The 15,323-nt window shown below is 72.2% G+C and carries 13 protein-coding genes; 6 read left to right on the top strand and 7 right to left on the bottom strand.

What is annotated here, in order from left to right; translation table 11 throughout:
- Nucleotides 1-628: MBL fold metallo-hydrolase (locus Csp2054_RS15235; protein WP_141399289.1), on the bottom strand; the 628-nt coding region annotated here is incomplete at its 3' end.
- Nucleotides 629-691: 63 nt separating this feature from the next.
- Here Csp2054_RS15235 and Csp2054_RS15240 point away from each other — a divergent pair.
- The 4 genes from Csp2054_RS15240 to Csp2054_RS15255 all read left to right on the top strand — a co-directional run bounded on the left by Csp2054_RS15240 (nt 692) and on the right by Csp2054_RS15255 (nt 3,579).
- Entirely contained in the window at nt 692-1,228 is a 537-nt protein-coding gene (locus Csp2054_RS15240; RefSeq protein ID WP_096900311.1) for a hypothetical protein, read from the top strand.
- Between the two features lie 2 nt (nt 1,229-1,230).
- Nucleotides 1,231-2,262: a YihY/virulence factor BrkB family protein gene (locus Csp2054_RS15245; protein WP_096900312.1), complete on the top strand. Its 1,032-nt coding sequence runs from the start codon at nt 1,231-1,233 to the stop codon at nt 2,260-2,262.
- Between the two features lie 75 nt (nt 2,263-2,337).
- Entirely contained in the window at nt 2,338-2,823 is a 486-nt protein-coding gene (locus Csp2054_RS15250; RefSeq protein ID WP_096900313.1) for a DedA family protein, read from the top strand.
- A gap of 57 nt (nt 2,824-2,880) precedes the next feature.
- Nucleotides 2,881-3,579 carry an SDR family oxidoreductase gene (locus Csp2054_RS15255; protein ID WP_096900314.1) on the top strand — a complete coding sequence of 233 codons (699 nt, stop codon included), beginning with the start codon at nt 2,881-2,883 and terminating at the stop codon, nt 3,577-3,579.
- 15 nt (nt 3,580-3,594) lie between these two features.
- On the opposite strand, the gene Csp2054_RS15260 is transcribed toward Csp2054_RS15255, so the two are convergent.
- Nucleotides 3,595-5,172 (bottom strand): ABC-F family ATP-binding cassette domain-containing protein, encoded by a 1,578-nt coding sequence (locus tag Csp2054_RS15260; RefSeq protein ID WP_096900315.1) that lies wholly within the window; start codon nt 5,170-5,172, stop codon nt 3,595-3,597.
- Nucleotides 5,173-5,478: 306 nt separating this feature from the next.
- Between Csp2054_RS15260 and Csp2054_RS15265 the strand changes: the two genes are divergently transcribed.
- Nucleotides 5,479-5,895 (top strand): DUF3151 domain-containing protein, encoded by a 417-nt coding sequence (locus Csp2054_RS15265; RefSeq protein WP_096900316.1) that lies wholly within the window; start codon nt 5,479-5,481, stop codon nt 5,893-5,895.
- 92 nt (nt 5,896-5,987) lie between these two features.
- Here Csp2054_RS15265 and Csp2054_RS15270 read toward each other — a convergent pair whose 3' ends face one another.
- From Csp2054_RS15270 to Csp2054_RS15285, 4 genes are read right to left on the bottom strand one after another with little or no spacing between them, the layout of a single operon-like run.
- Nucleotides 5,988-9,032 carry a glycoside hydrolase family 2 TIM barrel-domain containing protein gene (locus tag Csp2054_RS15270; protein ID WP_255252772.1) on the bottom strand — a complete coding sequence of 1,015 codons (3,045 nt, stop codon included), beginning with the start codon at nt 9,030-9,032 and terminating at the stop codon, nt 5,988-5,990.
- Entirely contained in the window at nt 9,029-10,009 is a 981-nt protein-coding gene (locus tag Csp2054_RS15275; protein WP_255252773.1) for a carbohydrate ABC transporter permease, read from the bottom strand. Before Csp2054_RS15275 ends, Csp2054_RS15270 begins: the two co-directional genes overlap by 4 nt.
- Entirely contained in the window at nt 10,006-11,073 is a 1,068-nt protein-coding gene (locus tag Csp2054_RS15280) for a carbohydrate ABC transporter permease (protein ID WP_096900317.1), read from the bottom strand. The genes Csp2054_RS15275 and Csp2054_RS15280 overlap by 4 nt, the downstream gene beginning before the upstream one ends.
- Nucleotides 11,070-12,434: an extracellular solute-binding protein gene (locus Csp2054_RS15285; RefSeq protein WP_096900339.1), complete on the bottom strand. Its 1,365-nt coding sequence runs from the start codon at nt 12,432-12,434 to the stop codon at nt 11,070-11,072. The genes Csp2054_RS15280 and Csp2054_RS15285 overlap by 4 nt, the downstream gene beginning before the upstream one ends.
- 231 nt (nt 12,435-12,665) lie before the next feature.
- On the opposite strand from Csp2054_RS15285, the gene Csp2054_RS15290 reads away from it, so the two are divergent.
- Nucleotides 12,666-13,823 (top strand): hypothetical protein, encoded by a 1,158-nt coding sequence (locus Csp2054_RS15290; RefSeq protein WP_096900318.1) that lies wholly within the window; start codon nt 12,666-12,668, stop codon nt 13,821-13,823.
- A 263-nt stretch (nt 13,824-14,086) separates the two neighbouring features.
- On the opposite strand, the gene Csp2054_RS15295 is transcribed toward Csp2054_RS15290, so the two are convergent.
- Entirely contained in the window at nt 14,087-15,232 is a 1,146-nt protein-coding gene (locus Csp2054_RS15295) for an MFS transporter (protein ID WP_176491749.1), read from the bottom strand.
- Nucleotides 15,233-15,323 lie beyond the last annotated feature (91 nt).

Below are 15,323 nucleotides of genomic sequence, written 5' to 3' on the forward strand. Positions count from 1 at the left end.
CGCCCGCCGTCGCCGCCGGAGCCACGACGCGTGGACCGATCCCGCCCGTGTACGGGTCGAACGTCACGAGCGCGTCCCCGACGACCACCGCGTCCCGGTCGGCGAAGTGCAGCGCCACGTGCCCGTCGGTGTGGCCCGGCGCCTCGATGATCCATGGCGACCCGGGGACCTCGGCGCGGGACTCGAGCGGCTTCGTGTCCCCGACGCCCGACACAGCGGCCGCGCCGGCGAGGAGCATCCGGCCGAGGGGGAGCAGCCCGCCCGGGTGCACGGCGACGAAGCCGAGCCGGTTCGTCTGCGGCCGGTACGAGTACGGGTGCGCGGCCAGCCGCCGGTCGCCCGGGTGCACGTACACGGGCGTGCCCCACTCGCGGTGCATCCGGGCCGCGGTGCCGACGTGGTCGAAGTGGCCGTGGGTGAGCAGCAGGGCCTCCACCGTCGCGGGCGTGTACCCGAGGTCCCGCACGGCGACCAGCAGGTGCGGCCACGCCGCCGGGAGGCCTGCGTCGACCACGAGCAGACGGTCGCCGGTCTCGACGAGGTAGGTGTTGGTGTGCGCGACCTCCAGACGGTGGATGCCGTCGGCGACGTCGCGGAACAGCTTCGCGGAAGCGGTGGGGAGGATCATGCCGGGCACCGTAGACGCCCCGAACTGTGGGCCGTCGCGGATCGGGCCTGGTAGGCACGGAGTATGCCCAACGACAGCCTCCCCGAGCTCGAACTCGCGACGACCCGCGCGCGCGAGGGCATCACGGACACGGTCGCCGAGATCAAGCGCCGCGCCGACGTGCCCGCGCGGACCCGCCTCGCGATCGCGAAGACGAAGCAGCGCTGGCACCGCGACCCCACCCCGCTCGTGGCGATGGGCATCACCGCGGCGGCGGGCGTCGCGGCGATCGTCCTCGGGACGCGGATCGGCCGCACCGACGCCGGGCACCTCGCGCAGCCGCCGGCCCGGACAGCGTTCACCGCCCTCCTCCCGTTCGGCGCGCGCGGCGGCGACGGCCCGGGCGCGGTCGAGCAGTCGCAGCCCGGACGCAAGGGCCGCAAGGCGCGGAAGAAGGCGGCCGAGGAGGCGCTCGAACACGACCCGATGCACCGCAACCGCGTCAAGCAGCGCGCCGGCATCGCGGCCGTGCAGCGACGCGCGACGAAGAACCGCAAGCAGGCCGCCGCCCGGGCGAAGGCAGCGGGGAAGGCGGCTGCCAAGGCCGCGGCGAAGGGCTGACGATGGCACGCGAACGGAACAAGCCGGCGGCGGACGACCCGCGGAAGCCGGACAGCCCGACCGACCTCACGAAGCCGTCGGTCGTCTACACGCTGAAGAAGACCCTCCGCGAGTTCTCCAGCGACCAGTGCACCGACCTGGCAGCGAGCCTGACCTACTACACCGTGCTGGCGCTCTTCCCCGGCATCTTGGCCGTGGTCTCGATCCTCGGCCTCGTGTCCGACCCGAAGCGGACCATCGAGACGGTGCTCGACGTCGTGACGAACATCGGCGGCGGCGACGTCGCGAAGCTCCTCCAGGGCCCGATCGAGGGTCTCGTGCGGTCACCCGCGGCACCGATCACGTTCGTCGTCGGTCTGCTCGGCGCCCTCTGGTCGGCCTCCGGCTACGTCGGCGCGTTCGGCCGTGCGATGAACCGCATCTACAACGTCCGGGAGGGCCGCCCGATCTGGAAGCTGCGCCCGACGATGCTCGGCGTGACGCTCTTCACCGTCGTCCTGCTCGTCCTCGGGCTCGTCGTCCTCGTGAGCGGCCCCCTCGCGAAGAGCATCGGCGACCTCATCGGCCTCGGCGACGCCGCCGCGACCGTCCTGCTCGTCGTGCAGTGGCCGATCCTGCTCGCCATCGCGATCATCGTCGTCGCGGTGCTGTACTACTGGGCGCCGAACGTCGAGCAGCCGAAGTTCCGCTGGGTGAGCGGCGGCTCGGTCGTCGCGATCCTCATCTGGGTCATCGCGAGCCTCGGCTTCGGGTTCTACGTCGGCAACTTCTCGAACTACAACGCCACGTACGGTTCGCTCGGCGGCGTGATCGTCTTCCTCCTCTGGATCTGGATCACGAACAACGCGCTGCTGTTCGGTGCGGAGTTCGACGCCGAGCTCGAACGCGGCCGCGAGCTGCAGGCCGGTATCCGCGCCGAGGAGGACATCCAGCTCCCGGAGCGTGACACCCGCCAGATCGAGAAGCAGGACGAGCAGCGCGCGAAGGACGTCCTCGAGGGCATCAAGATCCGGCAGGACGCGGAACGCCGCTGACCGGGCACCGTCCGTCCCGCCGCACCGCCCCGCGACGCCGAGGACATTCCCGGCGAGCACCGTTACCGTCACCGCGTGCCGACCTTCCTCGACGAGCTGCCGTTCTGGCCGCTCGTCACCGCGCTCCTCGTGATCGTGTTCTGCCGCGCGCAGGCCACGTACTGGGTCGCGCGCCTGGCGGTCACCGGCGCGTCGCGCTCGCCCCTCGGCCGGTGGGTCGACAGCGCCGCCGTCCGCCGCGGCTCCGCGCTCCTCGACCGCTGGGGACTGCCGGTCGTCGCCGTCAGCTTCCTCATGGTCGGACTCCAGACGGTGATGAACGCGGCCGCCGGCCTCGCACGCGTGCCGTGGTGGCGGTACACGGCCGCGATGCTCGTCGGCTGCGTGGCCTGGGCGTTCGTGTACGCCACCGTCGGGCTCGCCGTGTTCTGGGCGGTGCTCGCCGCGGTCGCCGGATCGCCGTGGGGACTCGTGGCGGTCCTCGTGCTCGTCGCCGGTGCCGCTGCGGCACTGTGGACGGTGCGTCGGCGACGGCGCGGAGCGCCGGTCTCCTCCCGCTGACGGACGGTCTGGAGGCACGGGGCACGTCCGTCGGTACGCATCCGTAGGCTGGTGCGCATGACCGACACCGCGCCTCCCGTCAGCCTGCCCACCGCGCTCGTGACGGGCGCGACCCGCGGGATCGGCCGGGCGATCGCGATCGACCTCGGCCGCACGCACCACGTGTTCGTCGGTGGCAGGAGCGCCGAGGCGGTCGAGGCCCTCGTCGCCGAGCTGCCGCACGCGTCGCCCTTCGTGGGCGACCTGGGCGCCGGCGACGCGCCCGCGCTGCCGGACCGGCTCGACGTCCTCGTGCACAACGCCGGGGTCGAGGAGGGCACCACCGTCGCCGACACCGAGCGCGCGGTGTGGGAGCGGGTCTTCGCCACCAACCTCTTCGCGGTCGCCGAGCTCACCCGACGGGCCCTCCCGGCGCTCCGCGCTGCCCGGGGCATCGTCGTGCCGATCAACAGCGGCTCCGGCTTCCACTCCGGCCCCGGCGGTGGGGTCTACGCGGCGTCGAAGTTCGCCCTCCGCGCCTTCGCCGACGCCCTGCGCGAGGAGGAGCGCGCGAACGGCGTCCGGGTGTCGAGCGTGCACCCGGGCCGGACGGACTCGGACATGCAGCGTGCCCTCACGGAGAAGCTCGGCGAGGAGTACGACACCGCGTACTACCTCGCCCCGGAGGACGTCGCCGCCGCGGTCCGCACCGTGGTCGACCTGCCGGAGCGCGGCACCGTGGAGTCGCTCGCGATCCGCCCGACGAAGCGGCGCTGAGCGGCACCGGGCTGCTCACGACAGCTCGATCCGGGTCGTGAGGTCGAGTCGGTCCAGGAACGTCTCGTCGTGGCTGACCACCACGAGCGCACCCCGGTAGGCCCGCAACGCATCCACGAGCTGGTCGACGCTCGTCAGGTCGAGGTCGTTCGTCGGTTCGTCGAGCACCAGCAGCTGCGGCGGTGGGTCGGCGAGCACGAGGGCCGCCAGCGCGACCCGGAACCGCTCTCCGCCCGACAGGTCCCCGGCGAGCCGGTCGACGGCGTCGCCGCGCACGAGGAACCGGGCCAGGCGGTTCTTGACCTCGGCGTCCGAGGCCGTCGGGGCGTGCCGGCGCACGTTGTCGAACACGGTCGCGGCGTCGTCGAGCGAGTCCTTCCGCTGCGGCAGGTAGCCGACCCGGTCCACGTGCCGTACGGCGCGGGTGTCCGGCAGCGGGTGCTCGCGGGAGCCCGGCACACCGACGAGCTGTTCGAGCAGGGTCGTCTTGCCGACCCCGTTGTCCCCGCTCACCGCGACCCGTTCCGGCCCCTGCACGATCGTGTCCCGGCCGCGGACGGTCACGGTGGCGATCATCCGCGACGCCGGCACCTCCGGATCGGGCAGGACCACCGTGATGGACTCGTCCACCCGGAGCCGGGCCTCGGCGTCGTGCTTCGCGGTCAGCGCGGCGGCTTCGTCCTCGGCGGAGGCGGTGCGGAGACGACCGGCGGTCTGCTCGCCGCGTTTCCGCATCTCGTTCGCGAAGATCTTCGGCATGCCCTCGGCGGCCTTCCTGCCCGATCGCGCTCGCCGGGCGATCTTGGTCTCGGCCTCGATGCGCTGCCGCTTCTCGGTGCGGTGCCGTTGCTCGGCGACCCGGACCTCGCGCAGAGCCGCGGCCTGCTGCGCGGCGAGGTGCTCCTCGAACGCGCTGAACGGGCCGCCGAACACCGTCACCGTGCCGTCGCGCAGTTCGACCGTCTCGTCCACGTGCTCGAGCAGCTCCCGGTCGTGACTGACCACGACGAGCGTCCCCGACCACCCGTCGATCATGTCGAGCAGGACGCCGCGCGCTCGCCGGTCGAGGTTGTTCGTCGGCTCGTCGAGGAACACGATCGGCGCGCGGCGCATCCGGATCCCGGCGACCGCGACGAGCACGGCCTGTCCGCCGGACAGCGTCGACACCGGTCGGTCGAGGTCGCTGCCATCGAGACCGAGCCCGATGCCGGACAGCGCGGCAGCGGCCCGCTCCTCGACGTCCCAGTCGTCGCCGATGACGTCGAAGTGCTCCGGCGAGGCGTCACCGCCGAGGACCGCACGGAGTGCCGCGACCGTCGGGCGGATGCCGAGCAGGTCGGAGACGGTGTCGTCGGGGTGCCCCGTCAGACGCTGCGGCAGCAGGTCGACGGGACCGGACGTCGTGATCCGACCCGAGGTGGGGTGGAGCTGCCCCGTGACCAGCCGGACGAGCGTGGACTTGCCGGCCCCGTTCCTCCCGACCAGACCGGTGCGGCCGCGGCCGAAGGCAGCGGTGAGGTGACTGAGCGCGACGCTGCCGTCGGGCCAGGTGTAGCTGAGGTCGTCCAGGACGACGGACGGACTGATGGGCATGCGGGTGCCTCCCCGGTTGTCGGTGCTGGGCGCACGACACCGGAGCCGCCACCGTGCGTCAGCACGAGGGGGCGGAGCGCCCGACGGCGGGCGCGATCACGGTGTCAGCGCGTGGGCTGAGCGGAACCGGTGATCGACAGCAATCCGTCTGCTTCCGTCGGGGGACCCCCGTGACCGTCACCCGTGTCGGCGGCCGGTCGTCCCGCACCGCGACCCCGTGGTGACGACGGGGTGAGCGCCCACGGTACGCCCGAGCGTGCGCGACACGCAAGGGCTCCGACGGCTCGGCGTGACAGGGTGGGGGGCATGCCGGAGAACCTGCTGCCGAACCCCACCACCCCCGAGACCCTGCTGCCCGAGGAGCCGGAGGTGACGTCGGCGCTCGCCGCGGACACCCCCGTCGCGAGCGTCGTCGTGTCGCACCCGGCGTCGAGCCTGGCGTGGGCGCTCCTCGCGGACGAGGCCTGGGACCGTGGCGCCACGCTCGAGTCGTACGCCTACGCCCGGGTCGGGTACCACCGCGGCCTCGACGCACTGCGGAAGGCGGGCTGGCGGGGCGCCGGGCCGGTCCCGTGGTCGCACGAGCCGAACCGGGGCGTGCTGCGGGCGCTGTTCGCCCTGCGTCGCGCGGCGGAGGCGATCGGCGAGGAGGGCGAGCCCGAGCGGCTGACGGCGTTCCTCGAGCAGAGCGACCCGGAGGCGCTGCGCGCCCTCGGGGCGTAGCGCGTTCCGGACAAGACGGAACCAGGTTCCGGACACAACACCACGGAAAAGCGCGGTGTCGTGTCCGGAACCTGGTTCCGACGCGCGCCGCGCTACCCCAGCACCACGCTCCACGACGCCGCGTGCGGCCACAGCTGGTGCTCCGGCAGCACGTCCAACCCGCACGCGCGGCTCCCCAGCCCGTGCTGCGCCGCGTCGAGGTACAGGTACGCGTGGTCCGGCTTGGGCAGCTCGTACGGGTGCCCGGCGCGCGTGACCTGCTGCGCGGTCCACGGCGTGAGGGTGAAGCCGGCGCGGTGTGCGCCGACGGTCGTCGCCGTGAGGTCACCCACGGCGAGCGACCGCAGCCCCGGCCGGTGCCCGGACTCCTGCGGCCGCGAGTACTCGACCGTCAGCGAACGCACCGGCGCGGTGAACCGCCCGACCCGAGCAGCGTGCGAGGAGTCCGGGTACGACTCCTCCGGGCCCGTGCCGAACCAGGTCGCCTGCTCGTCGAGGAACGACACCGGCAGGTCGAAGCGCACGCCGAGGCGCGGCCACGTGACGTCCCACGCGCCGAACGGCACGGCGTCCGTCTGCAGCTGCAGTCCGGCGTCCGTCAGGGTCCAGCGGTGCGTGACGTCGACGCCCCACCCGCTGTTCGCCGCCGCCACCCGGACCCGCTGCACGAGCCCGTGCTCCGTCCGGTCGACGGACACGAGCCGGTGCGTCAGACGATCGAGCCCGCGCTCGGTCCACCGCACTGCGGACGCCGGGGCATCCGGGTCCCCGACGCCGCCCGTGAGCACCGGGTCGACCGTCTCGTAGCCGCCTTGCGACGCCAACCGGTCGTTGTCGGTCGGGGCACGCCACAGCTCGAGGCGGGGGCCGGCGACCTCGTGTCCCTTGAAGCCGACCAGGTCGCCGCGCGCCGTGAAGGTCCCGTCACCGAGCCGGTCGCCGTCCCACCCCCGCCGGGAGGCCCGTGGTGCGTCCGCCGGTCGGCTCGCGACGAGCCGCTGGGTGCGTGCCACGACGTGGCCGGTGTCCGCCCACGCGGTCGGTCCGGCGAGCTCCGCGGTCACGTCGAACCACAGCTCGTCACCGGGTGCGGGGGTGCCGGCCGCAGCCTCGAGGACCTCGTCCGGCACCGGCACGGTCGCCGACGCGCGGGCCGCGATCACCCCCGGCGTCAGGCGTCCGGATGCCTCGACCACGCCGTTCCGCGAGAGCGTCCAGCAGAACCGCAAGCCCGCGGTCGAGGCCGAGTGGTACCGGTTCTCGACCAGGACCGTGGTGTCCGACGACGACATCCGAACCGGCGCCACGACGGCCGCGAACTCCGCCAGCCCCGGGGTCGGGATGTCGTCGGGCAGGACGAGCCCGTCCATAACGAAGTTGCCGTCGTGCACCACCTCGCCGAAGTCACCGCCGTACCCGTAGTAGGCCTGGCCGTCGGCCGTGTGGGTCAGCAGGCCGTGGTCGCGCCACTCCCACACGAACCCGCCGTGCAGCCGCGGGTACTTGTCGACGAGGGCCTCGTACTCGGCGATCTGCCCCGGACCGTTGCCCATCGCGTGCACGTACTCGCAGTGGATGAACGGCTTCGACCGCTGCCGCGCAGCTTCGGCAGGACCGCACTCGAGCAGGGGCGTGGGTGTGCCGCCGCCGATCGACTCGGTCTCCTGCAGCGTCGGGTACATGCGCGAGTACACGTCGGTGTACTCGCCCGTGTAGTCGCCCTCGTAGTGCACCGGACGCTCGTCGTCGCGGTCGTGCACCCACTGCGACATCGCCGCGAGGTTCCGGCCGGTGCCGGACTCGTTGCCGAGCGACCACATGATGATCGACGGGTGGTTCTTGTCCCGTTCGACGGTCCGCGCGATCCGGTCGAGGTAGGCGTCGCGCCAGGCCGGGTCGTCCGAGGGGTTGCCGACCCATCCGGTGAAGATGAACCCGTGCGTCTCGAGGTCGCACTCCAGGATCACCCAGAAGCCGAGCTCGTCCGCCAGGTCGAGCACGCGGGGGTGCGGCGGGTAGTGCGAGGTGCGGATCGCGTTGACGTTGTTCCGCTTCATGAGCGCCATGTCGGCGCGGGCGTGTTCCTCGTCGAAGACCCGTCCACGGACGGGGTGCGTCTCGTGCCGGTTCACGCCGTGGAACACCACGCGCTCGCCGTTGACCAGGAACCGGTCGCCCTCGATCCGCACCGAACGGAAGCCGATCCGGAGCGACACGGTCTCGCCGCCCGCACGGCCGCCGGCGGTGGTGCCGGTCGACAGCGTCGCGTCGTACAGGCGGGGCAGCTCGGCGCTCCACGGCTCGACGCCCTCGACGGTGATCGGCGCGACGTCGGACGCCGAGCCCCACGTCACGTCGACGCCGAGCGACGGCACCGAGAACCGCACCGGGAACGCTGCGTCGAGCGTCGGCATGGTGATCGTCCCCGTGCCGGTCGACGGGCGCCCGGACGCGGCGGTGCCTGCCGTCGCCGCGGACCCGAGTACGGGCTCCCATCCCGCGCGGACGAACACGTCGTCGATCGGAGCCGTCGGACGCGCGAGCAGCGTCACGTCGCGGAAGATGCCCGGCAGCCACCACTGGTCCTGGTCCTCCAGGTACGAGGCCGCCGACCACTGGTGCACGCGGACCAGCAGCTCGTTCGGCCCCGGACGCAGCAGCGAGGTCACGTCGAACTCCGTGACGAGCCGCGAGCCGGTGCTCCACCCCACGAGCGAACCGTTCAGCCACACCCGGAAGTGCGACTCCACGCCGTCGAAGCGCAGCACCACCCGGGCGGCCGCGTCGAAGGACGACGGCAGGGAGAAGACGCGCCGGTGGTCACCCGTGGGGTTCTCCTCCGGCGGGTGCGGCGGGTCGATCGGGAACGGGTACTGCAGGTTCGTGTAGCTCGGCGCCCCGTGGCCGTGCAGGACCCAGTGCGACAGCACCGGGAGCGTGCCCCACGTGTCGTCGGCCCCCGGGACGGGAACGTCGGCGACGGGGGACCACCGGAAGTCCCACTCGCCGTCCAACGACAGCGCGGGGGCGTCCGTGTGCAACCAGGCACGGGGTGCCAGGCGCGAGTCGGATCCGGGGGTGGTGGATGCCAGGTCGGCGAGTGCCGAGTCGGCGGATGGCTGTGCAGTGACGGTCAACCCTTGACCGATCCTTCCGTGAGGCCCCCGCGCCAGAAGCGCTGCAGGACGATGATCGCGATCACGAGCGGGATGACCGAGACGAGCACCCCACCCGTGGTGAGCTGGTAGAACTCTGGCAGACGATCGACCTGTGCCCGCCAGTTGTTCAGTCCCAGTGTGATCGGGTAGAGCTTCTGGTCTGCCAGCATGATCAGCGGCAGGAAGAAGTTGTTCCAGATCCCGACGACCTGGAACAGGAACACGGTGACGAGCGCGGGCGTCATCTGCCGCAGCACGATGGTGTGGAAGATGCGGAGTTCCCCGGCGCCGTCGATCCGTGCCTGCTCGAGGAGCGCGGTGTCGACCGACGCCGCCGCGTACACCCGGCAGAGGAACAGCCCGAACGGTGACACCAGGCTCGGGATGAGCACACTCCAGTACGTGTCGGTGAGCCCGAGCGTCGAGAACAGCAGGAACAGCGGCAGCGCCGTGGCCGTCCCGGGGACGAGCACGCCGCCGAGGATCGTCCCGAACACGAGCTGGCGGCCACGGAACTCGTACTTCGCCAGCGCGTACCCGCCGGCGGCGGCGAAGTAGGTCGCGAGGACGGCGCCGACGCCGGAGTACAGCACGCTGTTCGCGATCCAGCGGACGAAGATCCCGCCGTCGTACGAGAACACCTGCTGGATGTTGCTGAACAGGGCGAAGTCGCCGCCGAACCAGAACCCGTTCGTGGCGAACAGGGCGCCGGTCGTCTTGGTCGCCGCGATGACGACCCAGTACAGCGGCACGAGGAAGTAGACCGCGACGAGGACGAGGATGCCCGTCACGACGATCTGCGACCTCCCGGACCGGTCGAACTTCCGGCGCTGGTGCGCGGTGATCGACGTGGTGTCGACGGGGTGGTCGGCTTCGCGCATCGGGAGCGCGACCGCCGGGTCGTGCGCGAGGCGTGCGGCGGCGCCGCGCGGTGCTCGGGGTGCGGTGGCGCTCATCGGTCCGTTCCTTCCGTCGTCGCGACGCGACCCGCCTGGGCACCCGGTGCCCGGTCGGTGACCACCTGTCCGGCGGTGGCGCGCGTCTGGAGCGCACGCCGTGCCTCCAAGCCGTCGCGCTTCGCGCGCTTCCGCTGGTCGCGCTCGTTCTTCGGTGGCCGGTTCGTCAGCGCGAGGAACGCGAACGACAGGATGAACGCGGCCAGCGCGATGATGACCGCCTGTGCCGAGGCGACGCCGTACTCGTTGAAGGCGAACGCGTTCGTGTAGGCGGCGTAGTTCGGCGTGTACTCGGTGTCGATCGCGGGGGCGACCGTGGACAGGATCTGCGGCTCCGCGAAGAGCTGCAGCGTCCCGATGATCGAGAACACGGTCGTGAGCACGAGGGCGGGCGCGATGAGCGGGATCTGGATGCGCCACGCGACCTGGAAGGCGTTCGCACCGTCGACCCGGGCGGCCTCGTAGACCTCGCCGGGGATCGACTTCAGCTGCGCCACGATGATGAGCATGTTGTAGCCGGTGTAGGTCCACGTGACGATGTTCGCGATCGACCACAGGACGCTGTTCGCGCCGAGGAAGTCCGGTTGCAGCCCGATCGACTGCAGCAGCGCCACGATCGGGGAGAGCCCGGGCACGTAGAGGAACGACCACAGGATCGTCGCGATGACGCCGGGCACGCCGTACGGCATGAAGTACACGGCGCGGAAGAACGCGGGCCAGCGGGCGCTCGCCGACTCGAGCAGCAGCGCCAGGATCGTGCAGAGGACGATCATCACCGGCACCTGCACCACGCCGAAGAGCAGCATCCGGCCGATCGATGCGACGAAGCCCGAGTCCTGCAGGGCGGTCACGTAGTTGTCGAACCCGGCGAACCGGCCGACGACGCCGTCCTCGCCGAACAGGCCCTTGCGGTCGACGGTGGTGAAGCTCTGGAACAGGGCGCTGATGATCGGGATGATGAACGTCAGCAGGAACAGTGCGAGGAACGGGGCGAGGAGGATCCACGGTGCCCGCTTCTGCGCGCTCGTCGCCTTCGTGCTCGTGCGGAAGGTCGGCTGGCTCATCGTGCGGTCCTCACGCTCAGGCCCTTGTCGCGGAAGGACTGGACGATCTCCCGTTGGGCGAGTTCGACCGCGTCGGTGAGCTTCAGGCCACCGGTCAGCTTGCGACGGAACTGGTTCTGCAGGCTCGTGAACGCGGACTGCGTCACGGGGGACCACGACCAGTCGACGTTCTGCTCCTTCGAGGCGGGCACGAAGACCTCTTCGTTGTAGTCCTGCCCGGAGAACCACTCGCTGGGCTGCTGCCGCGCCGCCCCGATGTAGTCCTTCGCTGGCGACCAGCCGATGCCGCAGTACTTGATCATCGCGTCGATGCCCTCCTTCGACGTGGTCATCCACGTGATGAACTCGAGCGCCTCGGCCGGGTGCTTCGCGTTCGCGAGGACCGCCGCCGTCGAGCCGCCGATCGCGCTCGACCCGAAGCCCGTGTCGCCCCACGTCTGCATGGGGGCGACCTTCCACTTGCCCTTCCCGCCCTGCACCGACTGGATGAGCGCGTCCGCCCAGCTCGCGCTCGTGACGGCGGCGATCCGGCCGCTCGCGCACGCGGCGTACCAGCCGGGTGAGAACGCGCCGGCGCTCGTGTCGACGAGCCCGTCGTCGATGCAGCCGTCGAAGAACTCGGCGACCATCATCGTCTTGTCGTCGGTCATGTCGACGACCCACTCGTCGCCGTCGATCCGGAACCACTGCGCCCCGGCCTGCTGCGCGTACGCGGCGAACGGCGACGCGTCGGCAACAGGGAAGACCTCGAGGTAGTTCTGCTTGCCGGTCTTCCGGACCTGCTCGGCGAGGACCTTCCACTCGTCCCAGGTGGTCGGGGGTTCCCCGCCGGCCTGCTCGAGGATCGCCGTCTGGTAGTAGAAGCCCATCGGCCCGGTGTCCTGCGGGATCCCGTAGATGCCGTCCACGAACGACACCTGCGCCCAGGCGGCCTCGTCGTACTTCGACTGGAAGTCCTTCGCGCCGTACCGGGCGAGGTCGGTCAGCCCGTTCGCGAGCATGAACTCGGGGACCTGCCGCAGCTCGACCTGGCCGATGTCCGGGCCGCCGCCGGCCGCGAGCGCGGAGTACATCTTCTGGTAGCCGCCGCTGTTGCCGCCGGGGATCCAGTTCGCCGTGACCTGGATGCGCGGGTGCTTCGCGTTCCAGACGTCGCAGACCTTCTGCAGGTCCTTGAGCCACGCCCAGTAGGTCAGCTGGACGGTCTCCCCGTCCGACGCGGCGGGGATGAGCGCCGCCTTGTTCACGTTCGTCGAGCCCGGCACCGAGCAGCCGGCGAGGAGTCCCGCGGCCGCGGTCCCCAGGCCGAAGCCCAACAGCTGTCGTCTCGTGATCGGGGTCCGCGTGGGTTTCGACTGCATCGTCCGGCTCCGGTTCGTCATCGATCGGGGTCCCGCCCAGCCTGTCACAAAACCGAGCGTTGCTGTACTTTCGCGCAGGTCGCTGGACGTTCCCTCCGCACTGTGGACGCGTCCGGGTCGACAGGTGGATCGTGGGCGCACGCGGACGCCGAGGACCGTGACAGGGTCCGACGGAACCGGTGCCGCTGCCGGGGCGGACCCGCTCCGGCCCACCTGCGCGAAGGAGCTGCCATGACGTCGAGCAACGCGACGAGTGAACTGCACGAGATCCTGGGGGAGCGGCTGGAGGGCGGCGGCACGTGGGCCTGGGCCTACGCCGACGTGTCCGGCAACGTCGAGGACCCGAGGCGGCAGGCGGCGCTCCGACTGCGCGCCGTGGAGGAGTCGCTGCGCGAGCAGGGCGCCGGCGACGACGTGGTCGACCTCGTCGCGGCCGAGTTCGAGCAGGAGCCGGGCGTCCCCTCGCCGGTCGCCCGCTACGTGCTCGTCCACGACGGATCGGTGGTCCTCAGCGAGGTACTGCCCGGACACCTGCACGGACCGGAGTCGGTCGGCGTCGGCGCGGTCCCGGACCTCGTCCCGCTCGTGGCGCACCGCCCGGTGGACCTGCCGTTCCTCGTCGTGCACGCCGGCAAGGAGGGCGGGGCGTTCCGCACCTACCGCCTCGGCCACGCCCCGGTCGCACCCGCCGAGCAGCAGGTCCAGGGCCGCAACGACACGCTGCACTACGCCAAGGCCGGCACCGGCTGGAAGCAGCCGCACTGGCAGCAGCACACCGAGGAGATCTGGAAGCAGAACCAGTCCGAGCTCGCGAGCGCCCTCGACGCCACGGTCCGCGAGGTCCGCCCCGGCCTGGTCGTCGTCGCGGGCGACGTCACGGCGCGCGAGCTCCTCGTGAAGTCCCTTTCGAGCGAGACCCGCGGCCTGGTGTCGGTGTTCCCCGGGGACCCGCGCGCCGACACGGCCTCGAAGCAGGCGTTCGTGGAGCACGTCGAGGTGGCGCTCGCCCGCGTGGTCGCCACCCGTCGGCACGACCTCGAGGACCTGCTGCGCACCCACGTGGGCCGTGGCGACAACCAGGCCGTGACCGGGATCGGCTCGGTCGTCGAGGCACTGCAGCAGGCGCAGGGGTCCGTCGTCGCCCTCGACGCCGTCGCGATCGGCGACCGGACGCTCCTCGCCCTCGGCGCTGCGCCCTGGGTGGCGACCGCCCCGGAGCAGGCCGGCGGCGTCCCGGTGATCGGGCCGGTCCCCGCCGTGTGTGCACTCGTCCGGGCGGCGGTCCTCACGGACGCGGAGATCGTGCTCGTGAACGCCGCGTCGCTGCCCGGCGGCGCCGCGGCAGCGGCGCTCCTGCGCTGGCCGGTCGGACCGGCGGTCCCCGCCTGATCGGCGATCAATCGCCGGGCGGGAGGCCCGTGGCGACCCCGCCACGGGCCTCCCGTCCGTCCCGCCCCGCGCCCCCCGACCCGCGCCCCCCGCCCCGTGCCCCGTTCCCCGTCCTGCCTGGCCGAATCGCTCGTGGTCGACCGATCCGCTCGTCGGTGACGGAATCGCTCGTGGTGAGTCGTTCCTTCCGGCTGCCCACGAGCGATCCGGCAACCTATTGCAGGCGTGATGGGAAGGATCGCCGCTGCCCGGAGCCCCTCGACTCAGCCGAGCACGCGGTCCCGACGCGGCACCAACGGCAGCGCGACCAACGGCAGCAGCCCCACGATCGAGAACGACGCCGCGAACCCGAGCCCCGCCACCAGCGCCCCGACGCCCGGCCCCACGGCGCTCGCCGCCAGGAACTGCCCGGTGTTCTGCGCTCCGAGCGCCCGACCCGACCAGAACGGCCCCGCGGCCTCGGCCACCGACGTGTACGCGAGCCCGTTGTCGGCGACCGTCACACTCGTGGCGAGCACGAGGAACACCGCCGCCGCGGCCAGGTGCGTCACGTCGACCAGGGCCAGCACACCCATCACCACGGCGGCGCTCACCGCCACGGTGCGCAGCGGCCGGACCCGGGAGCCGGCGCGGTCGCTCCACGCCCCCACGACGATGCGTCCGATCGCACCGACGAACTGGGCGGCTCCGACGAGCAACCCGGCGGCACCCGTCGACCAGCCGAGTCCGACGAGCCACACCAGGCCGTAGGTCGACAGCGTGAACTGCGGCACCACGAGCAGCACCGAGACGGCGTGCACGCGCCACAGGAACCCGCTCGACCGGTACGGGTTGACCGTCGCCTCGGTGGGGGCCCCAGCGCGCGACGGCCGGGGCGGGTCGACGATGCCGACGGCACACAGCACGGCGAGCACCGCGCAGAGCACCACGGGCAGCACCAGGGCGGCCCGGATGCCCGACGCCTCCGCGAGCTGCGGCACGGTCACCGCGGCCAGGGTCACCCCGAGTGGCTGCGACATCTGCCGGATGCCCATCGCGAGCCCGCGGCGCTCCTTCGGGAACCAGCCGACCACGACGCGCCCGCTCGCCGCGTTGGTCGACGCGCTCGTCATGCCCGCGGCGAGGAACGCGAGTCCGAGCAGCACCGGGTCGCCCGCGGACAGCCACGCGCCGACCACGGCCAGGGTGGTGAGGACGAGTCCGCCCGCGATGACCACCCGCTCGCCGTACCGGTCGGTCACGGCGCCCCAGGCGATGAGGGTGAGCACCATCCCGAAGGTCGGCGCGGCAGCCAGGAGCCCGGCGACCGGCAGCGGTGTGCCGTGTCCGTGCAGGTACGGGATGAGCAGCGCCGGTGCGGACACGACGAGGGTGCCGGCGGCCTGGGCGCCGACCCCGAGCGCGAGCATCGTCCAGGCACGTCGGCCGACGGACGGGTGGGGTGCGGTCGTGGTGCTCACGGGGATCCGTCCTCGAGGGGTTGGTATACCAAAACGGTAT

Source organism: Curtobacterium sp. 'Ferrero', assembly GCF_002412165.1.
In the GTDB taxonomy this organism is placed as follows: domain Bacteria; phylum Actinomycetota; class Actinomycetes; order Actinomycetales; family Microbacteriaceae; genus Curtobacterium.